The sequence below is a fragment of the Hydrogenophaga luteola genome, assembly GCF_042648585.1.
GTDB lineage: Bacteria > Pseudomonadota > Gammaproteobacteria > Burkholderiales > Burkholderiaceae_C > Hydrogenophaga > Hydrogenophaga luteola.
On the sequence record NZ_JBHRXX010000007.1, the window covers coordinates 697090 to 720875 of the forward strand.

At 66.9% G+C, this 23786-nt stretch carries 24 protein-coding genes and 1 tRNA gene; 10 read left to right on the forward strand and 15 right to left on the reverse strand.

The window, feature by feature from the left end; all coding sequences use genetic code 11:
- The first annotated feature begins 4 nt into the window (after window positions 1–4).
- Together ACFOPI_RS18070 and ACFOPI_RS18075 are read left to right on the forward strand one after the other, a co-directional pair.
- The gene (locus ACFOPI_RS18070; RefSeq protein WP_382176851.1) at window positions 5–925 is read left to right on the forward strand and encodes a DMT family transporter; all 921 of its coding nucleotides are present in this window, start codon (window positions 5–7) and stop codon (window positions 923–925) included.
- A 12-nt stretch (window positions 926–937) separates the two neighbouring features.
- Complete coding sequence (locus ACFOPI_RS18075; protein WP_382176854.1) at window positions 938–1390, forward strand: acyl-CoA thioesterase; 453 nt, start codon at window positions 938–940, stop codon at window positions 1388–1390.
- On the opposite strand, the gene ACFOPI_RS18080 is transcribed toward ACFOPI_RS18075, so the two are convergent.
- On the reverse strand, window positions 1377–1964 hold the full coding sequence (locus tag ACFOPI_RS18080) for a peroxidase-related enzyme (protein WP_382176857.1): 588 nt from the start codon (window positions 1962–1964) through the stop codon (window positions 1377–1379). The two genes, ACFOPI_RS18075 and ACFOPI_RS18080, sit on opposite strands and share 14 nt — an antisense overlap.
- 81 nt (window positions 1965–2045) lie before the next feature.
- On the opposite strand from ACFOPI_RS18080, the gene pcaC reads away from it, so the two are divergent.
- The 3 genes from pcaC (at window position 2046) to ACFOPI_RS18095 (ending at window position 4776) form a co-directional block, all read left to right on the forward strand.
- Window positions 2046–2423, forward strand: a complete 378-nt coding sequence (gene pcaC, locus ACFOPI_RS18085) for a 4-carboxymuconolactone decarboxylase (protein ID WP_382176859.1) — start codon at window positions 2046–2048, stop codon at window positions 2421–2423.
- Between the two features lie 74 nt (window positions 2424–2497).
- Complete coding sequence (locus ACFOPI_RS18090) at window positions 2498–3481, forward strand: Bug family tripartite tricarboxylate transporter substrate binding protein (protein ID WP_382176861.1); 984 nt, start codon at window positions 2498–2500, stop codon at window positions 3479–3481.
- Window positions 3482–3495: 14 nt separating this feature from the next.
- The gene (locus tag ACFOPI_RS18095) at window positions 3496–4776 is read left to right on the forward strand and encodes an NAD(P)/FAD-dependent oxidoreductase (RefSeq protein WP_382176864.1); all 1281 of its coding nucleotides are present in this window, start codon (window positions 3496–3498) and stop codon (window positions 4774–4776) included.
- Here the strand turns inward: ACFOPI_RS18095 and ACFOPI_RS18100 are convergent.
- On the reverse strand, window positions 4763–5350 hold the full coding sequence (locus tag ACFOPI_RS18100) for a LuxR C-terminal-related transcriptional regulator (RefSeq protein WP_382176867.1): 588 nt from the start codon (window positions 5348–5350) through the stop codon (window positions 4763–4765). The two genes, ACFOPI_RS18095 and ACFOPI_RS18100, sit on opposite strands and share 14 nt — an antisense overlap.
- A 109-nt stretch (window positions 5351–5459) precedes the next feature.
- On the opposite strand from ACFOPI_RS18100, the gene ACFOPI_RS18105 reads away from it, so the two are divergent.
- Window positions 5460–6161, forward strand: a complete 702-nt coding sequence (locus ACFOPI_RS18105) for a CoA transferase subunit A (protein WP_382176870.1) — start codon at window positions 5460–5462, stop codon at window positions 6159–6161.
- Between the two features lie 11 nt (window positions 6162–6172).
- Entirely contained in the window at window positions 6173–6811 is a 639-nt protein-coding gene (locus tag ACFOPI_RS18110; RefSeq protein ID WP_382176872.1) for a CoA transferase subunit B, read from the forward strand.
- A gap of 61 nt (window positions 6812–6872) precedes the next feature.
- On the opposite strand, the gene ACFOPI_RS18115 is transcribed toward ACFOPI_RS18110, so the two are convergent.
- The 12 genes from ACFOPI_RS18115 to gabT form a co-directional block, all read right to left on the reverse strand.
- Window positions 6873–6946, reverse strand: a tRNA-Gly gene (locus ACFOPI_RS18115).
- A gap of 13 nt (window positions 6947–6959) precedes the next feature.
- Complete coding sequence (locus ACFOPI_RS18120; RefSeq protein ID WP_382176874.1) at window positions 6960–8438, reverse strand: NAD-dependent succinate-semialdehyde dehydrogenase; 1479 nt, start codon at window positions 8436–8438, stop codon at window positions 6960–6962.
- Window positions 8439–8539: 101 nt separating this feature from the next.
- Window positions 8540–9616 (reverse strand): ABC transporter substrate-binding protein, encoded by a 1077-nt coding sequence (locus tag ACFOPI_RS18125; RefSeq protein ID WP_382176877.1) that lies wholly within the window; start codon window positions 9614–9616, stop codon window positions 8540–8542.
- 10 nt (window positions 9617–9626) lie between these two features.
- A complete protein-coding gene (locus tag ACFOPI_RS18130; RefSeq protein ID WP_382176880.1) occupies window positions 9627–9911 on the reverse strand; it encodes a cupin domain-containing protein in 285 nt (94 codons plus the stop codon).
- A gap of 26 nt (window positions 9912–9937) precedes the next feature.
- Window positions 9938–10897, reverse strand: coding sequence for an agmatinase (gene speB / locus ACFOPI_RS18135; RefSeq protein ID WP_382176883.1), 960 nt, complete (start codon window positions 10895–10897; stop codon window positions 9938–9940).
- 3 nt (window positions 10898–10900) lie between these two features.
- Window positions 10901–11506 carry a GNAT family N-acetyltransferase gene (locus ACFOPI_RS18140; RefSeq protein ID WP_382176885.1) on the reverse strand — a complete coding sequence of 202 codons (606 nt, stop codon included), beginning with the start codon at window positions 11504–11506 and terminating at the stop codon, window positions 10901–10903.
- A gap of 3 nt (window positions 11507–11509) precedes the next feature.
- Window positions 11510–12328 carry an ABC transporter permease gene (locus ACFOPI_RS18145; protein WP_382176888.1) on the reverse strand — a complete coding sequence of 273 codons (819 nt, stop codon included), beginning with the start codon at window positions 12326–12328 and terminating at the stop codon, window positions 11510–11512.
- Window positions 12329–12341: 13 nt separating this feature from the next.
- Window positions 12342–13586 (reverse strand): ABC transporter permease, encoded by a 1245-nt coding sequence (locus ACFOPI_RS18150; RefSeq protein ID WP_382176891.1) that lies wholly within the window; start codon window positions 13584–13586, stop codon window positions 12342–12344.
- Window positions 13586–14611, reverse strand: coding sequence for an ABC transporter substrate-binding protein (locus ACFOPI_RS18155; RefSeq protein ID WP_382176894.1), 1026 nt, complete (start codon window positions 14609–14611; stop codon window positions 13586–13588). Before ACFOPI_RS18155 ends, ACFOPI_RS18150 begins: the two co-directional genes overlap by 1 nt.
- Before the next feature lie 58 nt (window positions 14612–14669).
- The gene (locus ACFOPI_RS18160) at window positions 14670–15752 is read right to left on the reverse strand and encodes an ABC transporter ATP-binding protein (protein ID WP_382176897.1); all 1083 of its coding nucleotides are present in this window, start codon (window positions 15750–15752) and stop codon (window positions 14670–14672) included.
- Window positions 15753–15792: 40 nt separating this feature from the next.
- Window positions 15793–16953, reverse strand: a complete 1161-nt coding sequence (locus tag ACFOPI_RS18165; protein WP_382176900.1) for a CaiB/BaiF CoA transferase family protein — start codon at window positions 16951–16953, stop codon at window positions 15793–15795.
- Window positions 16950–18245 carry a 4-aminobutyrate--2-oxoglutarate transaminase gene (gene gabT, locus ACFOPI_RS18170; RefSeq protein WP_382176902.1) on the reverse strand — a complete coding sequence of 432 codons (1296 nt, stop codon included), beginning with the start codon at window positions 18243–18245 and terminating at the stop codon, window positions 16950–16952. Before gabT ends, ACFOPI_RS18165 begins: the two co-directional genes overlap by 4 nt.
- 146 nt (window positions 18246–18391) lie before the next feature.
- Here gabT and ACFOPI_RS18175 point away from each other — a divergent pair, with 146 nt between their 5' ends.
- Together ACFOPI_RS18175 and alaS are read left to right on the forward strand one after the other, a co-directional pair.
- Window positions 18392–19798: an aminotransferase-like domain-containing protein gene (locus tag ACFOPI_RS18175; protein WP_382176905.1), complete on the forward strand. Its 1407-nt coding sequence runs from the start codon at window positions 18392–18394 to the stop codon at window positions 19796–19798.
- Between the two features lie 106 nt (window positions 19799–19904).
- A complete protein-coding gene (alaS, locus tag ACFOPI_RS18180; RefSeq protein WP_382176908.1) occupies window positions 19905–22532 on the forward strand; it encodes an alanine--tRNA ligase in 2628 nt (875 codons plus the stop codon).
- 3 nt (window positions 22533–22535) lie between these two features.
- Here the strand turns inward: alaS and ACFOPI_RS18185 are convergent, their stop codons facing one another.
- Window positions 22536–23477, reverse strand: a complete 942-nt coding sequence (locus ACFOPI_RS18185; RefSeq protein WP_382176911.1) for a pseudouridine synthase — start codon at window positions 23475–23477, stop codon at window positions 22536–22538.
- 47 nt (window positions 23478–23524) lie between these two features.
- On the opposite strand from ACFOPI_RS18185, the gene ACFOPI_RS18190 reads away from it, so the two are divergent.
- Window positions 23525–23779: a hypothetical protein gene (locus tag ACFOPI_RS18190; protein ID WP_382176914.1), complete on the forward strand. Its 255-nt coding sequence runs from the start codon at window positions 23525–23527 to the stop codon at window positions 23777–23779.
- Window positions 23780–23786 lie beyond the last annotated feature (7 nt).

A 23786-nucleotide genomic window follows, 5' to 3' on the forward strand; every position in this document is an offset into this window, starting at 1 on the left:
GCGCGTGGCAGCGAGCCTGCCGACCGGCATGGCGGCGGGCATCGCGGCCGGGCTGGGAGCGGGGGCGTTCTGGGGCACGACCTTCGTCGCCCCGTTGCTGCTGCCCGATGTCCGTCACACCGACCTGACGGTGGGGCGCTACCTCGCCAGCGCGCTGTTCGCACTCGGCTTTCTGGTTTTCACCGCGCTGCGGGGCCGGTTGCGCCTGCCCACGGCAAGGCAGGCCATCGACGCCCTGTGGCTGAGCGCGCTGGGCTACAACGGGTACTACCTGCTGCTGGTCTGGGCCATTGAGGCGGCCGGAGCCGCGTTGCCGGCGCTGATCATCGGCACCATTCCGCTGTGGCTGATGCTGCTGGGAAAACCGCAGCACCTTCGCTGGTCCACGTTGCTGCCCGGCCTGCTGCTGACCGCAGGTGGGCTGGCGCTGATGGTGATGCAGTCGAACGACGGTGCGTCCGCTGGCGGCCCTGGTTTGTGGGTTGGCATCGGCTGGGCGGTTCTCGCCATGGTGTCCTGGACCGCCTTTGGCCTGTTGAACGCACGCTGGATGCGCCAGCACCCGGACGTGGACTCGACGCTGTGGGCCAACTGGCTGGGCGTGGCGGCCGGCCTGGGCTCGCTGGGCCTGTGGCTGGTCGCTGGCAGCCCGGTCGGCGCGCTGGTCCAGCGCCCCGACTTTGGCTTGTTTCTGATGGTCTGCGCCATCACCGGCATCGGCGCGGCCTGGGTGGCCTCGGTGCTGTGGAACGTGGCCAGCCGCCGTCTGAGCACCAGTCTGGCGGGCCAGCTCATCGTCAGCGAAACCGTCTTCGCGCTGATCTACGCTTTTTCCTGGAGCGGCGAATGGCCGGCGCCTTTGGAACTGCTGGCTTGTGCACTGTTCATCGCCGGCATCATGGCGTCGATTCGCGCGCACCGATAACGGATCTACAACATGAAACTCGAACTGCCCGCCGAGAAACGCCTGGTGCATGAAATCGTGGTGCCCATCCGCTGGGGCGACATGGACGCCATGGGCCACGTCAACAACACGATCTATTTCCGCTACATGGAGATCGCCCGGCTGGACTGGTTTTTCGGCATGGGCCTCCCGGCCGACCCGCAGGGCGAGGGCCCGGTGATCGTCAACGCCTTCTGCAACTTCATCCGGCAGTTCGAATTCCCCGGTGAGGTGCTGGTGCGCACCTATGTCGGCACGATGGGCAAGACCTCGTTCGACACCTTCCACGAGATGCTGCGCACCGACGACCCGGCCACGGTGTACGCCAATGGCGGGGCCACCATCGTGTGGGTCGACTTCCCGAAGCAGAAGTCGGTGCCCATGTCCGACCACGCCCGCGCTCTCATCGAAGCGGCCGGTGGGCCGCCCCGCCTCACTTCGACTTAGGCACCCGCCCCATCAGATAGAACTCGGGGTTGGGCATCATCCCGCTGAAGCTGGCCATGCGGTTGGACAGGCCGAAGAAGGCGGTGATGGCGGCGATGTCCCATGCGTCCTCGTCGCTGAAACCGTGGGCGGCCAGCGCTTCGAAGTCGGCGTCGTCGATTTCGTGCGAGGCCAGGCAGACCTTCATCGCAAAGTCGAGCATGGCGCGCTGGCGCGGCGGGATGTCGGCCTTGCGGTGGTTGACTGCCACCTGGTCGGCCACCAGCGGCTTCTTCTCGTAGATGCGCAGGATGGCGCCATGGGCCACCACGCAGTACAGGCAGTGGTTGGCGGCGCTGGTGGCGGTGACGATCATTTCGCGATCGCCCTTGCTCAGGCCTGAGCTGCGCCCGACCGACTCGGGGGCCATCAGGGCGTCGTGGTAGGCGAAGAAGGCGCGCCATTCGGCCGGGCGGCGGGCCAGCGCCAGGAAGACATTGGGCACGAAGCCTGCTTTCTCCTGCACCTCCAGGATCTTGGCCTTGAGGTCGTCGGGCAGGCTGTTCAGGTCGGGCAGGGGGTAGCGCTCGCTCATGTTTGTCTCCGGTCAGGTTCTGGGCAAAAGGCCAGCTTATCCTCGCGCGTTGAGCCGACTCTGACACCTGGGGAACAAATCATGCAAGACGAGCAGTACCACCGAGGCCTCCAGACCCGCCGCGAGGTGATGGGCGACGACTTTGTCGACCGTGCCCTGGCCAGCGCCACGCCCTTCACCCAGCCGATCCAGGACCACATCTCGCGCGCCGCGTGGGGCGACGTCTGGCAGCGGCCGGGCCTGGACCGCAAGACCCGCAGCCTCATCACGGTTGCCATGCTGACCGCGCTGGGCAAGCAGCACGAACTCAAGGGGCATGTGCGCGGCGCGCTCAACAACGGCGCCACGCCGGCGGAGATCCAGGAGGTCCTGCTGCACGCCGCCATTTACTGCGGCATCCCGACCGCGGTGGAGGCCTTCCGCACGGCGGCCGAGGTGGTCCCGGCAGATGGGCTGTGATCGGTCTGATCATTGATCAATGCCAAAAACATTCGTCAAAACTTTAAACATCGTTCAATTCAAAGGAGTCCGTCATGATCTCAAGCCGCCGTTCATGGATGCTGCGCACGTTCGCAGCACTCGCCACTTCATCGGTCCTGCTGTCGCCGTTCACGGCTCACGCACAGGCGTCAACCACGCGAATCCTGGTCGGTTTTCCGGCGGGTGGTGGCACCGACGCCATTGCCCGCATCCTGGGTGAACGTCTGCAGACCGAGCTGGGCCGCAGCGTGGTGGTCGAGAACAAGGCCGGGGCGGGTGGCCAACTGGCGGCGCAGGCGCTCAAGGCGGCCGCGCCCGACGGCCACACCCTGTTCCTGAGCCACGACCACAGCGTGTCCATCCTGCCGCTGACCATGAAGAACCCGGGCTTCGACCCGGCCAAAGACTTTGCGCCGGTGGCCGGCTTCGCGACCTTCGTGAACGCGGTGGCGCTGTCGGGTGGCACACCGGCGCGCGACTTCAAGGCCTGGATCGACGGCGTGAAGGCGGCCGGCGGCAAAGCCACCATGGGCATCCCGGCGCCCGCGTCCACGCCGCAGTTTGCGGTGCAGGTGATCGGCAAGCAGTTCGGCCTGGATCTGGTGGCCGCGCCCTACCGGGGCAGCGCACCCATGATGGCCGACATGCTGGGCAACACCATCCCGGCCGGCGTGGGCTCGGTGCCCGACTTCATCGAGAACCACAAAGCCGGCAAGCTGCGCGTGGCCGCCGTGATGGGCACCCAGCGCCAGGCCGCACTGCCCGAGGTGCCGACCTTCACCGAACTGGGCATCAAGGGCTTCGAGGAGCTGCCGTACTACGGCCTGTTCGCGCCCGCCGGTACGCCCAAGGCCGAACTCGACAAGCTGGCCGCCGCGCTGCAGAAGGTGATCGCGCAGTCCGATGTGAAGGACCGGCTGACCGCCATGGGCCTGACCGTGGGGTACATGAGTGGCGCCGAACTCGGCAAGCGCGAGGCGGCCTACCGCGACGTCTGGGCGAGGATCATCAAGGACTCCGGCTACCAGCCGCAGTGACCGGGCGAATCCCTATGCACTTCGATACCGTTGTCGTGGGCGGTGGCGCCGGTGGGCTGGAACTGGCGGCACGCCTGGGCCGCCGTCTCGGGCCTCGCGAGGGACGCGAGCGCGTGCTGCTGGTCGATCGCGCCACGTTCCACATCTGGAAGCCCACCCTGCACGAGGTCGCCGCCGGCACGCTGGATGTGCACCAGGAAGGGCTTTCCTACACGGTGCTGGCCCGGCGAAACCACTTTGGTTTCGCGTTGGGGTCGCTGGAGGCGCTGGATGCGGGGCGCAAGACCATCACGCTCTCGGAGATCCTGGACAGCGGAGGGGGCGTCATCGTGCCACGGCGCACGGTCAGCTTCTCCTGGCTGGTGCTGGCGCTGGGCAGCGGTTCCAACGCCTTCGGCACGCCCGGCATCGAACACGCCTACATGCTGGAAAACGTGCAGGATGCCCAGCGGTTTCACGGGCATTGGCTGGCCGCCTGCGCCCGCGCGGCTTTCTCGGAGAAGCGCTCATTGGCGGTGGCCATCGTGGGGGGCGGTGCCACGGGGGTCGAGTTGTCGGCTGAGCTGCTGGAGGCCCATGCGGAGATTCAGGAGAGCCTGGGATCAGGACAGCGTTTCCGGCTGGACATCACCCTCATCGAAGGCGGTCTGCGCATTCTGGGGGGCTTGCCCGAGAAGATTTCGGACCAGGCCAGCCTGGCCCTGAAGCGCAAGCAGGTGCAGGTGCGCACCGGCATGCGGGTGACGGCACTGCAAAAGGGGGGTGTCGTGACCAGTGAGGGCACGGTGGAGGCGGACATGATCGTCTGGGCTGCCGGCATCAAGGCCGCCGACAGCAACGCTCAACTGGGCCTCATAGTGAACCGGCTCAACCAGTTCGTGGTGGACGAACGGCTGTGCACCTCTGCCCCGAACATCTGGGCCCTGGGCGATTGCGCGGCCTGTCCCTGGGAAGACGGAAAAACCGTGCCGGCCCGTGCCCAGGCGGCGCATCAGCAGGCCGAATACCTGGCCCATGTGCTGGGCGCGGCGCTGCGCGAGCGGGAGGTCACCGAACCCTTTGTCTACCGCGACTTTGGTTCGCTGGTGTCCCTGGGCGACAACAAAGGGGTGGGGAACCTGATGGGTGGTCTGGCTGGACGCAATTTTTTTGTCGAGGGCCTGATCGCCAAATGGATGTACATGTCGTTGCACCTGAACCACCACCGGGCCATTCTTGGCCTGGGCAAGACCATGGTGCTGGCGCTGGCACGGCTGCTGCAAAAACGCGTGTCCGGCCGTCTCAAACTGCATTGACCGCGCTCGCGCCGGTCCCTGCCAGCAGCCGGTGCACCAGATCGGGCGTGCTGTGCGCCTGGTACTTGCGCATCAGCCGGGCGCGGTGGATTTCGACCGTCCGGTGGCTGATGCCCAGCTGCTTGCCGATTTCCTTGCTGGTCAGGCCGTCCATCAGGCAGGCGGCGACCTCGCGTTCGCGCGGGGTCAGTGCGGCGCCCACTGGCCGGCGCGCGCTCAGGTCTTCAAAACTCCAGATGCCGGCGGCGTGCGGGTCGGCCGGGTCCAGCGCGCGGCCGGTCACGTGGCACCAGAAGGTCTCGCCCTTGAAGCGGCCGTCCACCCGCTGCATGATGCGTTCGTCCGCGTAGGTGCTGGCCCCGCGCTTGATGATGGGTTCGATGCGCGCGCCGGTGCGCTCGTATTCGTCGGTGCTGGGATAGAGGATGCGGAAGCTCTGCCCCACGAGCTGCTCGCGCGTGGCGCCAAACATCTCGCACAGGGCCCGGTTGCAGTCCACCATGGTGCGCTGGCGCGAGAGAGCGAGACCCACGGGGGCCAGGTCGAAGGCGAGGCGGTAGTCGATCCGGTCCATGGGGGTGTGCGGGTTAGTCTCTAGGTCAAACTACGTATATGGATACGTAGTATCGTTCCGGCACACGAATTTTTGATCCTTGTCTGTTCAACCACTGGAGTCTTTTCACGTGAACAAGATCTATCCCAGCGCGGCCGAAGCCCTCAAGGGCGTGGTGGCCGATGGCCAGCTGATCGCCGTTGGCGGTTTCGGCCTTTGTGGCATTCCCGAGGCCCTGATCGACGCGCTGCGCGATTCGGGCGTGAAGAACCTGACCGCCATTTCCAACAACGCGGGCGTGGACGACTTCGGACTGGGCAAGCTGCTGCAGACGCGGCAGATCAAGAAGATGATCTCGTCCTACGTGGGCGAGAACAAGGAGTTCGAGCGCCAGTACCTGGCTGGCGAACTCGAGCTTGAGTTCACGCCGCAGGGCACGCTGGCCGAGAAGCTGCGCGCCGGCGGCGCCGGCATCCCGGCCTTCTTCACCAAGACCGGCGTCGGCACCATCGTGGCCGACGGCAAGGAACTGCGCGAGTTCAATGGCGAGACCTACGTGATGGAGCACGCGCTGTTCCCCGAGGTGGCGCTGGTCAAGGCCGATGTGGCCGACAAGTCCGGCAACCTGCGCTTCAACCTGACGGCGCGCAACTTCAACCCGGCCGCCGCCATGGCCGGCAAGGTCTGCATCGTGGAGGTCGAGCGCATCGTGGCCACCGGCGAGATCGCACCGGACGACGTGCATCTGCCCGGCATCTACGTGCACCGCATCGTGCACAACCCCACGCCCGAAAAGCGCATCGAGAAGCGCACCACCCGCGACCGCAAGTAAGGAGCACGAACATGGCATGGACCCAAGACCAGATGGCCGCGCGCGCGGCCCAGGAACTGCAGGACGGTTTCTATGTGAACCTCGGCATCGGCATCCCGACGCTGGTGGCCAACCACGTGCCCGACCACGTCGAGGTGTGGCTGCAGAGCGAGAACGGCATGCTGGGCATCGGCCCGTTCCCGTATGAGGACGAGGTCGACGCCGACCTGATCAATGCCGGCAAGCAGACGGTGACCACCATCAAGGGCTCGTCGATCTTCGGCAGCCACGACAGTTTCGCCATGATCCGTGGCGGCAAGATCAACCTGTCCATCCTCGGCGCCATGCAGGTCACCGCGACGGGCGACCTGGCCAACTGGATGATCCCCGGCAAGATGGTCAAAGGCATGGGCGGCGCCATGGACCTGGTGGCCGGCGTGCCGCGCGTCATCGTGCTGATGGAGCACGTGGCCAAGAAGAAGGACGGCAGCACCGACCTGAAGATCCTGCCCGAGTGCACCCTGCCGCTGACCGGCAAGGGCGTGGTGGACCGCATCATCACCGACCTGGGAGTGATGGACGTGACCCCCGAAGGCCTGAAGCTGGTGGAGCTGGCCGATGGCGTGACGCGCGAAGAGATCCAGAGCAAGACCGGCGTACCGCTGATCTGACCGACCCGCTACCCACAAAGCCGAAGGCCCCGCTGCTTGCGCAACGGGGCCTTCGTCATTCTGGAGCGGGTGAAGGGAATCGAACCCTCGTATGAAGCTTGGGAAGCTGCCGTTCTACCATTGAACTACACCCGCGAAGGCGCGTAGTTTACTTGAGGATGTCGCCCACGCAGACGTACTTGATCTCGACGTAGTCGTCCATGCCGTAGTGGCTGCCTTCGCGGCCCAGGCCCGACTGCTTGACACCGCCAAACGGCACGTGCTCGGTCGCCAGGATACCGACGTTGACGCCCACCATGCCGTACTCCAGCGCCTCGCTCACGCGGGTGATGCGGCCGATGTCGCGGCTGTAGAAGTAGCTGGCCAGGCCGAACTCGGTGTTGTTCGCGGCGTCGATGGCTTCCTGCTCGGTCTTGAACTTGAACACCGGGGCGAAGGGGCCGAAGGTCTCTTCGCGTGCGCACAGCATGTCGGCCGTGGCGTCGGCCACCACCGTGGGTTCGAAGAACTGGCCGTCCAGGCGCTTGCCGCCCACCAGCACGCGGCCGCCTTTGGCCTGTGCGTCGGCGACGTGGCGCTCGACCTTCTGCAGCGCGGCTTCTTCGATCAGCGGACCCTGGTTCACGCCGTCCTCGAAACCGTTGCCGACCTTGGCGGTCTTGACCTTGGCAGCGAACTTCTCGACGAACTGGTCGTACACGCCTTCCTGCACGTACAGGCGGTTGGAGCAGACACAGGTCTGGCCGGCGTTGCGGTACTTGCTGGCGAAGGCGCCTTCGACGGCCGAGTCGATGTCGGCGTCGTCGAACACGATGAAGGGCGCGTTGCCGCCCAGCTCCAGCGACATCTTCTTGACCGTGGGGGCGCTCTGCGCCATCAGGATGCGGCCGACTTCGGTGGAGCCGGTGAAGCTGATGTGGCGCACCACGTCGGAGGCGCACAGCACCTTGCCCACGGCGATGGAGTTCTGGTCGTCGGCGGTGACGATGTTGAGCACACCGGCCGGGATGCCGGCGCGGATCGCCAGCTCGGCCGCGGCCAGGGCGGTCAGCGGGGTCAGTTCCGCGGGCTTGATGACCACCGGGCAGCCGGCCGCCAGCGCGGGCGCGACCTTGCGCGTGATCATGGCCAGCGGGAAGTTCCAGGGCGTGATGGCCGCGCAGACGCCGATGGGCTGCTTGAGCACCATCAGGCGGCGGTTGTTGTCGAACTGCGGCAGGGTCTCGCCGTTGACGCGCTTGGCTTCTTCGGCAAACCACTCGACGAAGCTGGCGCCGTAGGCGACTTCGCCCTTGGCCTCGGCCAGCGGCTTGCCCTGCTCGGCGGTCATCAGGCGGCCCAGGTCGTCCTGGTTGGCCATCAGCAGGTCGAACCACTTGCGCAGGATGATGCTGCGCTCCTTGGCTGTCTTGTTTTTCCAGCCGGCCCATGCCGCGTTCGCGGCCGCAATCGCCTTCTCGGCGTCGGCCGGGCCGAGGTTGGCCACGTCGGCAAGCTTCTGCCCGGTGGCAGGGTCGTTCACGTCGAAGCGGCTGGCACCCTGGACCCATTCGCCGTTGATCAGCGCGTCGGTCTTGAGCAGGGTCGGGTCCTTGAGCAGGGCCAGGGGGGAGGTCTTCATGTCCATGCGGTCTCCTTGGATGGGTTGGGACGTATTTTATTTAACTTGTTAAACAATTGCCGACCTGGGCGCATGGCCCTGTCGGCGGTCGGGATTCGTTGCGAGTTCTATTTCAGCGCTTCAGCGAACCGCTTTTCCAGCTGCGCGCCATTGCCCACCCAGAACGTCGGGTTGAAGCCCAGTGAACGGCGCAGGTTCCCGGGGGCCGAGGGCAGGTCGCTGGGCGCCATCGACAGATCGATCAGGTGGGCGTCGTCCACCACGCGCTTGCGGCCGTTGTCGTACTGCAGTATGGCGTTGTAGTGGGTCGGGCCGTAGGTGATCTCGCGCGAGAACGCGAGCTGGGCCGAGTCGGTGGTGGCGAAGTTCACGAAGGCGCGCGCCTGTTCGGCCCGGGGTGAGCCCTTGACGATGGCCCAGTAGTCGATGTCGTAGATGGCGTCGGTCCACACCGTCAACAGCGGGGCGCCATCGGCCACTGCGGCCGAGATGCGGCCGTTGTAGGCGGTGCTCATCACCACCTCGTCGGCGGCCAGCATCTTGGGCGGCTGCGAGCCGGACTCCCACCAGACGATGTGGGGTTTGAGCTGCTGCAGCTTGGCCAGTGCGCGCTGCAGCCCCGGCTCGGTGGCCAGCAGGCTGTACACGTCGCGGCGGTACACACCGTCGGCCATCAGAGCGAATTCGAGGTTGTAGCGCGCGCCCTTGCGCATGGCGCGCTTGCCGGGGAATTTCTTCACGTCCCAGAAATCGGCCCAGCTGCGCGGTGCGGTCTTGAGCGTGGCACTGTTGTAGGCCATCACCGTGGACCACACGAAGGCGCCGACACCGCATTCCTGCACGCTGCCGGCCAGCAGCATGGACGCGTGCGGCAGCTTGCTCTTGTCGACGGGCTCGAACAGGCCCTCCTTGCAGCCGGTGGTCAGTTCGGAGGATTCGACCTCCACCACATCCCAGTCTACCTTGCGCGCCTGGATCATCTTGCGCACCGGGCCGAGGTCGCCGTCGTACTCGACGCCCTTGGCCGGCACCTTGCTGGCCTGGGTGAAGGGCTTGAGGAAGGCCACTTCCTGCGCCTTGCCGTTGGCGCCACCGAAGTTGGCGATCACGAGGGGTTGGTTCTGGGCCGAGGCCAGAGTGGGGACCGCGAGGGCCAGCAGCAGGAGGAGTCTGGAAAGAGGCATGGGCTTGGCGTCAGCGCATTTCGATTTCCACAAACACGACCTCGTGTTCGGTGGGGTTGATGACGTTGTGCTCCACACCGATGTTGCGGGTGTAGGACTGCCCAGGCGCCAACGGGGCTGTGCGGTTGCCCTCCGGGGTCTCCAGCAGCAGCTCCCCGCCGGTCATGGGAACGACCACGTAGTCGTGCGCATGGCGGTGCCAACCGGTCTCGGCTCCGGGCGCAAAACGCCATTCGGTGACGATCACGCGGTCGTTGTCGATTTGAACGGTGGGGACGGCTTGGGGGCGGCTCATCGGTTTTTCCGGTTCAGAACAGGGGTTCAGCGGTACGCCACACCGGGCAACACGCACAGCATCTCGAACAGCAGGTTGGCGCCCAGCAGCGCGGTGTTGCCGCTGGTGTCGTAGGCGGGCGAGACTTCGACCAGGTCGCAGCCGACCAGGTTCAGGCCGCGGCAGCCCCGCACGATCTCCAGCGCCTGCGGCACGTTCAGGCCGCCGATCTCGGGCGTTCCGGTGCCGCCTGCGTAGGCCGGGTCGATGCCGTCGATGTCGAAACTGAGGTAGGTGGGCGTGTCGGGGCCGATCTTGGCCCGGATGTCGGCCATCAGCGGCGCCAGCGACTGCCACCAGATCTCGTGCGCCGGCACGATGGTGAAGCCCTGCTGGCGCGGCCAGTCGAAGTCTTCGGCCGAGTAGCCGCTGCCGCGCAGACCGATCTGCCAGACCTTGTCGCCGATCAGCAGGCCTTCTTCCACCGCGCGGCGGAAGGGCGTGCCGTGGGCGATGCGCTCGCCGAACATGTCTGGGTTCACGTCGGCGTGGGCGTCCACGTGAATCAGCGCCACCGGACCGTGCTGGGCCTTCATCGCGCGCAGGATGGGCAGGGCGATGGTGTGGTCGCCGCCCAGCGTGAGGGGGATGCAGCCGGCCTCGATGACCGGCTTGTAGTGCTGCTCGATGATGTCCACCGATTTCAGCAGGTTGTAGGTGTTGATGGGCACGTCACCAAGGTCGGCCACCTGCAGCGCGTCGAACGGAGCGGCGCCGGTCGCCATGTTGTAGGGGCGGATCAGGCAGGACTCGGCGCGGATCTGGCGCGGGCCGAAGCGGGCGCCGGGCCGGTGGCTGGTGCCGATGTCCAGCGGTACGCCGATGAAACCGGCGTTCAGCCCGGCGGCGGAGCTCGCGACGGGCAGCCGCATCATGCTGGCCAGACCGCCGAAGCGCGGCATCTCATTGCCGCCCAGCGGCTGGTTGAAGCTGGTGGTGTCGGTCATGGATCAGGTCCGGGGTTTGCTCAACTGGAAATCCAGATGGGCTTTCACGGAAGGCCACTCGCTGGCCACGATGCTGTAGACACAGGTGTCACGCAGTGCGCCGTGGGCGTCCGGATGGCGGTTGATCTGGTGGCTGCGCAGCACACCGTCGAGCTTGGCGCCCAGGCGCTCGATGCCGCGGCGGCTGGCGTGGTTGAACCAGTGGGTGCGGAACTCCACAGCGATGCAGTCCAGCGTCTCGAAGGCATGGGCCAGCAGCAGGCGCTTGGCCTCGGTGTTGAGTGCGCTGCGCTGCACGGCTTTGCGGTACCAGGTGGAGCCGATCTCGACGCGGCGGTTGGCGGCGTCGATGTTCATGTAGGTGGTCATGCCCACGGCCTTGCCACTCGGGTCGAGCACGGCAAACGGCAGCATGCTGCCCGCCTTCTGCAGACCCAGTCGGCGCTGGATCTCGGCGGCCATGCCCTCGGGCGCGGGGATGGCGGTGTACCAGAGCTTCCAGAGCTCGCCGTCGCGCACCGCCTCGACCAGGTCGTCGTGGTGCTCGGGGCGCAGGGGCACCAGGCGGACGTGTTGTCCGGTGAGGGTGGTGTCGGTGGTGAAGGTCATCCGTTATTTCCTGCGGCCGCGCAGCCATTCCAGCGTCAGCATCAGCGCAGTGGTGAACAGGATCAGCAGCGTGGCGACGGCAGCGATGGTGGGCGAGATGTTTTCGCGGATGCCGGTGAACATCTGGCGCGGCAGCGTCACTTGCTCGGGGCCGGCCAGGAACAGGGTGACGACCACCTCGTCGAACGAGGTCGCGAACGCGAACAGCGCGCCCGAGATCACACCCGGCGCGATGACGGGCAGCGTGACGCGGAAGAAGGTTTCCAGCGGGCTGGCGCCCAGGCTCAGGCTGGCCTTGACCAGGTTGTGGTTGAAGCTCTGCAGCGTCGCCAGTACCGTGGTCACCACGAAGGGGGCGCCCAGCGCGGCGTGCACGATCACCAGGCCCAGGTAGGAGTCGTTCAGTCCCCAGCGCGCGAAGTACAGGTAGGCGCTGACGCCGACCACGACGATGGGCACCACCATGGGCGAGATCAGCAGGCCGGTGATGAAGCCTTTGCCCATGAACTTGGTGTTGGCCAGGCCCATGGCGGCCAGCGTGCCCAGCGTGGTCGCCAGCAGCGTGGCCAGCGGCGCGACGATGAAGCTGTTCTTGGTGGCGCGGATCCAGTCGTCCGAGTGGAACATTTCCTCGTACCAGCGCAGGGACCAGCCTTCGATGGGGTAGGCGAGGAAGGACGAGTCGCTGAACGACAGCGGGATGATGACGATCACCGGCAGCAGCAGGAAAGCCAGCACGGCCAGGCCTCCGGCACGCAGGGCGAGCCAGCCGAGCTTGTCGAGCAGGGTGTAGTAGGCAGGAAAGTCGGGCAGTTTGAACATCTTGGACTCCCGCTCAACCGAGGCTCAGCTCGGCCTTCGAGACCTTGCGGTAGATCGAATACAGGATCAGCGTGGTGGTCAGCAGCACGCCGCCGAGCGCGCAGGCCATGCCCCAGTTGACCTCGACGTTGGTGTACTGAGCGACGTAGTAGCTGAGCATCTGGTCGCCCGCGCCGCCCAGCAGGGCTGGGGTGACGTAGTAGCCGATGCTGGTGATGAAGACCAGCAGACCGCCCGCAGCGACGCCCGGGTAGGTCTGCGGCAGGTAGACGCGCACGAACGCCGCGAATGGCGCGCTGCCTAGCGAGATGGCGGCGCGCAGGTAGTTGGGCGGCACCGATTTCATGACGCTGTAGAGCGGCAGGATGGCGAACGGCAGCAGGATGTGCACCATCGCGATGATCACCCCCACCCGGTTGAACAGCAGCGGGATCGGCGTATCGGTCAGGCCGATCCACATGAAGAAGCGGTTGACCAGGCCGTTGTTCTGCAGCAGCACGATCCAGGCGGCAATGCGCACCAGCACCGAGGTCCAGAACGGCAGCAGCACCAGGATCAGCATCACGTTGGCCTTGCGCTCGGGCAAGGTCGAGAGCCAGTAGGCCAGCGGATAGGCCAGCAGCAGGCAGAAGAAGGTGACGACCGCGCTCATCTGGAAGGTGCGGCCCAGGATGTCGGAGAAGGCGGCCTCGTCGTCGGCCACGCGCACGATGTCGCCCTGCGGCGTGCGCTTGAGGTCGACCGCGGCCAGCAGGTAGTCGGGTGTCCAGCGCGAGCTGTTCTGGGCAATGGCCTGCCAGTAGGGCAGTTCTTCCCAACGTGCGTCGTGCTCGATCAGTTTGGCCTTGGCCTGGTCGGGCATCAGCTCCTTGAAGCCCGAGTCTTCGGATTGCACGGCGCGGTAGGTGCCCATGACCAGCGAACGTCCGCCGGGGACTTCGCTGTTGAGGCGCCGCGCCAGCACGCCGGCCTGCGCGGTGTCCTCGATCGCCGACAGATCGGCAATCACCGCCGCGTAGGCGGCGGCGTCGGGCGGGCTGTTTCGATCCCAGCCGGCCAGCGCCTGCCCCGTGCGGGGCAGGGCGTCGGCGACTTCGGGATTCTCCACCGCCCGCACCAGCAGCGATGCCAGCGGAACCAGGAAAAACACGACCAGAAAGGCCAGCAGCGGCAGCGTGAGCGCCACCGCGCGCTGCTTGCGGCGCCGCTCGGCGCGGCGCAGCTGCGTGGCCAGGTCCAGGGTTCCGCCGGCCATCATCATTGCGCTGCCCAGGCCGAGAAGCGCTTCTCCAGGGCTTCACCCTGGTCGGCCCAGAAACCGACGTTGAACTGCAGCGCGTCCTTGCTGTTCGCAGGCGAGGTTGGCAGCATGCCCAGCACCTTGGCGTCCAGCTTGGCCAGCGCCTTGTTGTTGGTCGGGCCGTAGCTGATGTTCTTGGCGTACTCGGCCTGCGCATCGGCCGAGCTGGCCAGCGCGATGAACTTCAGGGCGGCGTCCTTGTTGGGAGTGCCCTTGGGCATGACCCAGTAGTCCAGGTCGTAGATGCCGCCGGTCCAGGTGATCTTGAGGTTCTTGCCTTCGCGCTGGGCGGCGTCGATGCGGCCGTTGTACGCGGTGGTCATGGCCACGTCACCGGCGACCAGGAACTGGGGCGGCTGTGCGCCGGCTTCCCACCACTGGATGTTCGGCTTGAGCTCGGTCATCTTCTTGAAGGCGCGCTCGGCACCGTCCTTGGTGGCCAGCACCTTGTAGACGTCGGCGGGCTTGACGCCGTCGGCCATCAGGGCGAATTCGAGGTTGTAGCGGGCGCCCTTGCGCATGCCGCGCTTGCCCGGGAATTTCTTGACGTCCCAGAAGTCGGCCCAGGTGGTCGGGGCGGTCTTGAGCTTGTCGCCGTCGTAGGCCATCACGGTGGACCACACGAACGTGCCCACACCGCACTCGTGCACGGCGGCCTTCTGGAAGTCGGCCTTGTTGCCGATCTTGGCCCAGTCCAGCTTCTCGAACAGGCCTTCGTCGCAGCCGCGGCTCAGGTCCGGGCTCTCGACTTCCACCACGTCCCAGGTGACCTTCTTGGCTTCGACCATGGCCTTGATCTTGGCCTGTTCGCCGTTGTATTCGACCGCGGTGATCTTGCCGCCGGCCTTCTCGAAGGGCTCGAAGTAGGCCTTCTTCTGGGCGGCGCCGTTGGCACCGCCGAAGTTCACCACGGTCAGGTTCTGGGCCATGGCAGGCAGTGCCACGAGAGCGGCCACGGCAATCAGGACGGGTTTGAGTTTCATCTGGAGTTTCTCCATGGGTTGGGGGACAGGGGAACGGGGAACGGGATACCGAAACAGGTCAGCGGTAGACACGCAGATGGGTCTGGGGCAGGTGCAACTGGACAGTGTGTCCGGCCTGCATATGGCCCAGGTGCTGCAGCGGCACCTTGACGCTCATCTCGGGTTGTTCGGGCACCTGGCAGCGCAGGCGCAGGTGGTCGCCGAAATAGATCACGTCGGAGATCGTCGCGGTCACGCGGTTGCCGGCGCTGTGGCCGGCATCCACCACGGCGATGCGCTCGGGCCGCACGCTGCACTGCACAGCATCGCCGACCTGGGCATGGTTGACGTTGACGCCGTGCAGGTGCGTGCCGTCGGCCAGCTGCACCTCGCAGGTGTCGCCGTTGTTCTGGATCACGCGCGCATCGAGCACCGAGTTGTCGCCCACGAAGCCGGCGACAAAGCGGTTGGCCGGCGTCTCGTAGAGGCGGTCCACCGCGTCGATCTGTTGGATCACGCCTTCGTTGAAAACGGCCACACGGTCGGACATGGTCAGCGCCTCACTCTGGTCGTGCGTCACGTAGACGAAGGTCACGCCCAGGCTGCGGTGCAGGGCCTTGAGCTCGATCTGCATGTGCTCGCGCAGCTGCTTGTCCAGCGCGCCCAGCGGCTCGTCCATCAGCACCAGCTGCGGGTCGAACACCAGCGCACGCGCCAGGGCCACCCGCTGTTGCTGGCCGCCGGACATCTGCGACGGATAACGCTGGCCCATGTGGCCCATCTGCACCATGTCCAGCGCGCGCTTGACCTTGGTGTCGATCTCGTTCCTGTCGAGCTTGCGCACCGTCAGCGGGTAGGCGATGTTGTCGGCCACCGTCATGTGCGGGAACAGTGCGTAGTTCTGGAACACCATGCCGAAGTTGCGCTTGTGCGGCGGGGTGCGCGTGATGGGCACGCCATTCAGCGCGATCTCTCCCGAGGTCGGCGACTCGAAGCCGGCGAGCATCATCAGCGTGGTGGTCTTGCCCGAGCCGGACGGGCCCAGCAGCGAGAGGAATTCCCCCTTCTGGATCTCGAGGTTGAGGTCGCGCACCACCAGGGTGTGGCCGTCGTAGGTTTTCTGCACACCGGTGAAGGTGACAAGTGCGGAGCTGGTGGTCATGAACGCTTGTTGGTGTGAAAGAACAGGCCCGGCGGGCGGATCATTTGGATGTATGCAACCACCGTGCCTGATGTGCGTCCAGTGCGGGCGGTGGCAGGTCGGCGACCGGGCGCTGACCGTCGAACAGCATGGGGTTGGCGACCATGGGCGGGGTCTGTGCGTCGTGCGGTTGTAGCGTCATTCCGCGCGCCGCGACATGCGGATGCGCCATGACTTGAGCAATGTCAAGAATCGGTGCGCAGGGCACACCCGCCTGGTCGAGCAGCGCCACCCATTCGGCGGTGTCTTTGGTCATCGTCCAGCCGGTGATCAGCGGCACCAGCGTGGTCCTGTGTTCGACGCGCGCCGGGTTGGTGGAGAAGCGCGCGTCGCGCGAGACTGCGGGCTGTCCGGCGGCATCGCAGAACTTGGCGAACTGGCCATCGTTGCCCACGGCCAGCACCATGTGGCCATCGCGCGTGGGAAACACTTGGTACGGCACGATGTTCGGATGCGCATTGCCCATGCGCGTCGGGGTCTTGTTCCCGATGAGCTGGTTGCTGGCCTGGTTGGCGAGCATGGCCACCTGCACATCGAACAGCGCGGCATCAATCACCCGGCCCTGGCCGGTGCGCGCGCGCTCGTGCAGGGCGGCGAGGATGGCGGTGGTGGCGTACACGCCGGTCATCAGGTCGGTGACCGCAACGCCCACTTTCTGCGGCTCCTCGTCCTTGTTGCCGGTGATGCTCATCAGGCCGCCTTCGGCCTGGATGGCGAAGTCGTAGCCGGCCTTGTGGGCCAGCGGTCCGGTCTGGCCGTAGCCGGTGATGGAGCAGTAGATGAGGCGCGGGTTGATGGCCTGCAGGCTCACCGCGTCCAGACCGTAGCGCGCCAGCTGGCCGACCTTGTAGTTTTCAATGAGCACGTCCGCCTCGCGCGCCAGCTCGCGCACGGTCTGGATGCCCTCGGGCGAGGCGATGTCGATCGCCACCGAGCGCTTGCCACGGTTGGCGCAGACGAAGTACGCGGCCACGCGTGCATCGCCTTCGCCCCACCAGGGCGGTCCCCAGGTGCGGGTGTCGTCACCCGCGCCCGGGCGCTCGACCTTGAGCACCTCGGCGCCGTAGTCGGCCAGCATCTGGCCCGCCCAGGGACCGGCCAGCACGCGCGACAGGTCGAGTACACGAACACCCGCGAGCGGGCGGGGAGCGTCGAGGTTCATTGAGCAGCAGCGGCCAGGGCGGCGGCCATGATGTCCAGACCCTCGTCGAGCAGGGCGTCGCTGGCCACCAGCGGCACCAGCACACGGATCACGTTGGCGTACACACCGCAGCTCAGCAGGATCAGGCCACGCTTCTGCGCCTCGGCCACCATGCGCTTGGTCAGGTCGGCGTCGGGCTGGTGCGGGTCGCCGTTCTTGCACAGCTCGATGGCTACCATGGCGCCCAGGCCGCGCACTTCGGCGATGCAGTTGTGCTGGGCCTGCAGCGCCTTGAGGCGGCTGGTCAGACGCTCGCCCACAGCGCGGCTGCGCTCCAGCAGGTTTTCCTTCTCGAAGGTGTCGATCACGGCCAGCGCGGAAGCGCAGGCCAGCGGGTTGCCCGCGTAGGTGCCACCCAGGCCACCCACGGCCGCAGCGTCCATCACTTCGGCCTTGCCGATCACCGCCGACAGCGGCATGCCACCTGCCAGCGACTTGGCCATGGTGATCACGTCGGGCGCCACGCCCCACTGCTCGCAAGCCAGCCAGGTGCCAGTGCGGCCGGCGCCGGTCTGCACTTCGTCGGCGATCAGCAGGATGCCGTGCTGGTCGCACAGGGCGCGCAGGCGCTTCGCGAAGGCGGGCGAGGCGGCGTAGAAACCGCCTTCGCCTTGCACTGGCTCCAGGATGATGGCGGCCACGCGCGACGCTTCCACGTCGTACTTGAACAGGGCTTCCACCGAGGCGATGGCGTCGTCTTCGCTCACGCCGTGCAGAGGGTTGGGGAACTTGGCGTGGAACACCTCGGCCGGGAAGGGACCGAAACCGGCCTTGTACGGCGCGACCTTGCCGGTGAGCGCCATGCCCATCAGGGTGCGGCCGTGGAAGCCGCCACCGAAGGCGATGACGGCCGAGCGCTTGGTGTAGGCGCGGGCCACCTTGACGGCGTTTTCAACGGCTTCGGCGCCGGTGGTCAGGAAGAAGCTTTTCTTGGCGAAGTTGCCCGGTGCCATGGCGTTGAGCTTTTCGGCCAGTTCCACATAGGACTCGTAGGCCAGCACCTGGAAGCAGGTGTGGGTGAAACGGTCGAGCTGCTCGGCCACGGCCTTGACCAGCGCCGGGTGGCGGTGGCCCGTGTTGAGCACTGCGATGCCACCGGCGAAGTCGATGTAGCGGCGGCCCTCCACGTCCCAGACCTCGGCGCCTTCGGCGCGGTCGGCGAAGATTTCGAAGCCCTGGCCCAGCCCGTTGGGCAGGGCGGCGCGGCGACGGGCCATCAGGGCGGCGTTGGTGAAGTGGGGTTCGCGTTGCATGCAGGGCTCCATTCGTGAAGAGATTTCAGACTGGGGCGCACTGTAGGCGCCAAAGGCGGCGGCTAACATATACAGACACCGGCTGCACAGCGATGCACTGTATAGCCCTGTCGGCCAGTACAGACAAACCCCACTTCCCCTCGCCCATGTTTTCCCTTAACCCGAAAGGCGCGACCCCGCTGGTGGTGCAGATCGTCGAGGGTTTCCGCGCCGCCATCCAGGGCGGGGGGCTGCGCCCCGGCTCCAAGGCCCCGTCCATCCGCCAGTTTGCGCACGCGCACGGTGTCAGCACCTATACAGTTGTCGACGCCTACGACCGCCTGGTGGCCCTGGGTTACTTCGTTTCGCGCCCGCATTCGGGCTTTTTCGTGCGCCAGCGGGATGCGCTGGCCCGGGTGGCGTCCAACGGCGCGCCGGCCGAAGCGGCCAACTACAACTTCGATTCCATGTGGTACCTGCGCCGCGTGTTCGAGGCGCGGGCGCTGCGCATGAAACCCGGCTGCGGCTGGCTGCCGGGCGACTGGCTGTTCGAGGAGGGCATGCGGCGCAGCCTGCGCACCCTGGCGGCCGAGAACGTCGACCTGGGCGGTTACGGCGAGCCCAAGGGCTTCATGCCGCTGCGCCAGCTGGTGCGGGACCTGCTGGCGGAGCAGGAGATCGCGGTCAGCGCCGACCAGGTGCTGCTCACCCAGGGCTCCAGCCAGGCCATGGACCTGGTGGCGCGCCGCCTGATTCGGCCTGGCGATGCGGTGCTGGTGGACGACCCGGGCTACCCGAACATGCTGTTCTCGCTGCGCTTCCTGGGCGCGCGCCTGATCGGCGTGCCGCGCACGCCCGAGGGCTACGACCTGGCGGCGCTGGAGGCGCTGGTCAAGGAGCACCAGCCCAAAGTCTTCTTCACCCAGCCGCGCCTCCAGAGCCCGACCGGCTCGGTGGCGAACCTGGCGCACCTGCACCGCGTGGTGCTGCTGGCCGAGCAGCACCAGTTCACCGTGGTTGAGAACGACATCTACGCCGACCTCGACCCCGAGCCGCGGCCTTCGCTGGCCAGCCTGGACCAGCTGCAGCGCGTGGTCTACATCAGCAGCTTCTCCAAAACCATCTCGCCCAACATCCGCGTGGGCTACATGGCCGCGCCGCCGGATCTGCTGGAGGACTTCGCCCAGCTCAAGATGATCTCGGGCCTGACCTCGTCCGAATTCAGCGAGCGCCTGGCCTATGGCGCCCTGGTGGATGGTCGCTGGCGCAAGCACCTGCGCGGCCTGCGCGAGCGGCTGGCCCAGGCGCACCAGCGGGTAGGCCAGGCGCTGGAAAGCCTGGGTTTTGATCTGTTCTGCGAGCCCAAGGCCGGCATGTTCCTCTGGGCGCGCCACCCGGACATCCAGAACGCCACCGAACTGGCCTACCAGGCGGCCGAACAGGACATCCTGCTCGGCCCCGGCCACCTGTTCGACCCCGAGCTGCAGCCCAGTCCCTGGTTCCGCTTCAACGTCGCCTTCACCGACGATCCCCGCGTGCTGAGCTTCCTCAGCGACCACCGCCACGCCGGGTGATCGCGCCGTTTGCGCGAAAATAGCGGGCTTCGCGCCCGTAAACCAATGGGTTGAGCGCCCGCGTCCGCCGGCGCCGCCCACCGACAACCTCCTCAGACAGGCCACCATGACCGTCCCCGCCGTTGCTTCCGTCGCCGACATCCGCAAGACCTTCCTGGACTTCTTCGCCTCCAAGGGCCACACCGTGGTGGCGTCCAGCCCGCTGGTGCCGGGCAACGACCCGACGCTGATGTTCACCAACAGCGGCATGGTGCAGTTCAAGGACGTGTTCCTGGGCACCGACAAGCGCAGCTACGTGCGCGCCGCGTCCGTGCAAGCCTGCCTGCGCGCCGGTGGCAAGCACAACGACCTGGAAAACGTGGGTTACACCGCTCGCCACCACACCTTCTTCGAGATGCTGGGCAACTGGTCCTTCGGCGACTACTTCAAGCGCGAAAGCCTGAAGTGGGCCTGGGAACTGCTGACACAGGTCTACAAGCTGCCGCCCGAGCGCCTGCTGGCCACGGTCTACGCCGAGGACGACGAGGCCTACGACATCTGGACCAAGGAAATCGGCCTGCCGCCCGAGCGCGTGATCCGCATCGGCGACAACAAGGGCGGCCGCTACAAGAGCGACAACTTCTGGATGATGGCCGACACAGGGCCCTGCGGCCCTTGCTCGGAGATCTTCTACGACCACGGCCCCGAAATCCCTGGCGGCCCCCCGGGCAGCCCGGACGAAGATGGCGACCGCTTCATCGAGATCTGGAACAACGTGTTCATGCAGTTCGACATGAAGGAAGACGGCTCGGTCACGCCGCTGCCCGCGCCTTGCGTGGACACCGGCATGGGCCTCGAGCGCCTGGCCGCCATCCTGCAGCACGTGCACAGCAACTACGAGATCGACATCTTCGATGCGCTGATCAAGGCGGCCGCTCGTGAAACCGGCACCGCCGACCTCGCCAACCCCTCGCTGAAGGTGATCGCCGACCACATCCGCGCCACCTCGTTCCTGATCAGCGACGGTGTGATCCCCAGCAACGAAGGCCGCGGCTACGTGCAGCGCCGCATCATCCGCCGCGCCATCCGCCACGGCTACAAGCTGGGCCAGAAGACGCCGTTCTTCCACAAGCTGGTGCCCGACCTGGTGAAGATGATGGGTGAGGCCTACCCCAACATGGCTTCGCAGGCGCAGCGCATCATCGAGGTGCTCAAGGCCGAGGAAGAGCGCTTCTACGAGACGCTGGCCAACGGCATGGAAATCCTCGACGCCGCGCTGGCCGACGGAGCCAAGGTGCTGCCGGGCGACGTGGCCTTCAAGCTGCACGACACCTACGGTTTCCCGCTCGACCTGTCGGGCGACGTCTGCCGCGAGCGTGGCCTGTCGGTGGACGAAGCCGGTTTCCATGCCGCCATGGAAGCGCAGAAGGCCAAGGGCCGCGCGGCCGGCAAGTTCAAGATGGACAAGGCGCTGGAATACACCGGCGCCGGCAACACCTTTGTCGGCTACGACACGCTGGAGGCGCCGGCCAAGGTGGTGGCGCTGTACCTGGATGGTACGCCCGTGGCCGACCTCAAGGCCGGCCAGCAAGGCGTCGTGGTGCTGGACACCACGCCGTTCTACGCCGAGAGCGGTGGCCAGGTCGGTGACGAAGGTGTCATCACCAGCGGTTCCGCCCGATTTGCTGTCGGCGACACGCAGAAGATCAAGGCCGACGTGTTCGGCCACCACGGGGCGGTGGAACAGGGCACGCTGGCCGTGGGCGACACGGTCACCGCATCGGTCAACCTCGACCAGCGCGCCGCGACCATGAGGAACCACTCGGTCACCCACCTGATGCACAAGGCCCTGCGCGAGGTGCTGGGCACGCACGTGCAGCAGAAGGGTTCGCTGGTCGATGCCGAGAAGACGCGCTTCGACTTCACCCACAATGCGCCGGTGACCGACGATCAGATCCGCGAGATCGAGCGCCGCGTCAACGTGGAGATCGTCGCCAACGCGCCGACCCAGGCGCGCGTGATGGACATCGAATCGGCCCAGAAGACGGGCGCCATGATGCTGTTCGGCGAGAAGTACGGCGACACCGTGCGCGTGCTGGACATCGGCAGCAGCCGCGAACTGTGCGGCGGCACCCACGTGAAGGCCACGGGCGACATCGGCTTCTTCACCATCACCGCCGAAGGCGGCGTGGCCGCCGGCGTGCGCCGCGTGGAGGCCACCACCGGGCTGACCGCGCTGCGCTACGTGCAGGGCATGGAAGAGACGCTGGGCGGTGTGGCCGGCACGCTCAAGGTGGCTCCCGCCGAGGTGCCGGCGCGCGTGGGCGCGCTGCTGGACCAGATGCGCGAGCTGGAAAAGGAAATGAACGCGCTCAAGAGCCGGCTCGCCTCGGCCCAGGGCGACGAGCTGGTGAACCAGGCGGTGGACGTCAAGGGCATCAAGGTGCTGGCCGCGACCCTGGCCGGCGCCGACGCCAAGGCCCTGCGCGAAACCATGGACAAGCTCAAGGACAAGCTCAAGACCGCCGCCATCGTGCTGGCTGCGGTGGACGGCGGGAAGGTGCAGCTGGCCGCGGGCGTGACGGCCGACAGCATCGGCAAGATCAAGGCCGGCGAGCTGGTGAACTTCGTGGCCCAGCAGGTGGGCGGCAAGGGCGGCGGCAAGCCCGACATGGCGATGGCCGGTGGCACCGATGCGTCGGGCCTGCCGAAGGCGCTGGCGTCGGTGCAGGCCTGGGTTTCTGAGAAGCTGTGAACCTCAGCCTGGGCTGGGCCATTCGAGGTCCAGCCCGCTTTCAAACCGCCGCGACTCGCCCGTCACCGGGTCGTTGAAGGCGATGGCCCGCGCCAGCAGGCGCAGCGGGTCCGCAAAGTCCTCCGATTCCCCCGGCCCGCGCCGCACGCGCGGGTAGAACTGGTCGCCCGCCAGCGGCAGGCCCAGCGCGGCCATGTGCACGCGCAGCTGGTGGCGTTTGCCGGTGACGGGTTCCAGCTTGTAGCGCGCCCAGGCGCCGCGCCGTTCCAGCAGGGCGATGGCGGTTTCGCTGTTGGGTTCACCATCCACTTCGGTCATGCGATAGAACGCTGCGGGGTCTTCGGCCATGTGGCTCCGGTGTATCCGGGGCAGCGCCACTGCAGGATCCATCGGTGCAATGGCCTCGTAGACCTTGTCCACGGTGCGCTCGCGGAACAGCGCCTGGTAGGCGCCTCTGTCCTGCGGGCGCAGGCTGAACACCACCAGGCCCGCAGTTTCGCGGTCGATGCGGTGGATCGGGCTGAGCGTGTCGATGCCGGTGGCCTGCTTGAGCCGCACCAGCAGGCTCTGGCGCACGAAGCGGCCGGTGGGGGTGACAGGCAGGAAGTGCGGCTTGTCGACCACCAGCAGGTGCGCGTCCTGGAACCGCACCGTGGCAGTGAACGGGACCTCCGGCTCGTCGTCCAGCGCACGCCAGTAGTACAACCGGCCGCCGCCCCGGTAGGTGTCGGTGGCGCGCACCGGCTGGCCGTGGTCGTCCAGCACCTGGCCGTCGGACAGGCGCTGTTGCCAGGCGCCGCGGTCCACCGCGGGCAGGCGCTCGGCCAGGAAGTCCAGCAGCGTGGGCCACCGGCGCTCGCTCGCGGGCAGCAGCGGCAGCGCCACGCAACTGGGCGAAACGCCCTCGCGGGTCGGGATCAGGGGGTTTTTCGGCGGACGGGCCATGGTGGAAGCAGGTATTCTCTGCGCCTTCCTACCCAGACCTTGCCGCGATGACCTCTGTGCCGCCCCTGCGTTCCGATCTTTATGCCCGCCGCTGGCGCCTGTTCGGTGCCCTGGTGCTGTCCCTGCCTCTGCTGGGCGGCTGCGCGGTGATCGCGGTGGCCGACGTCGCGGCCTCGGCGGTGGTGGGCGTGGCCGGGCTGGCGGTGGACGCCGCTGTGGGTACCGCCCGCATCGGCGGCAAGATCATCGGTGCGGGGGCTGATGCGGTGCTCGACGACGACGAGGACTCTGCCGAAGACTGAGTGCCGC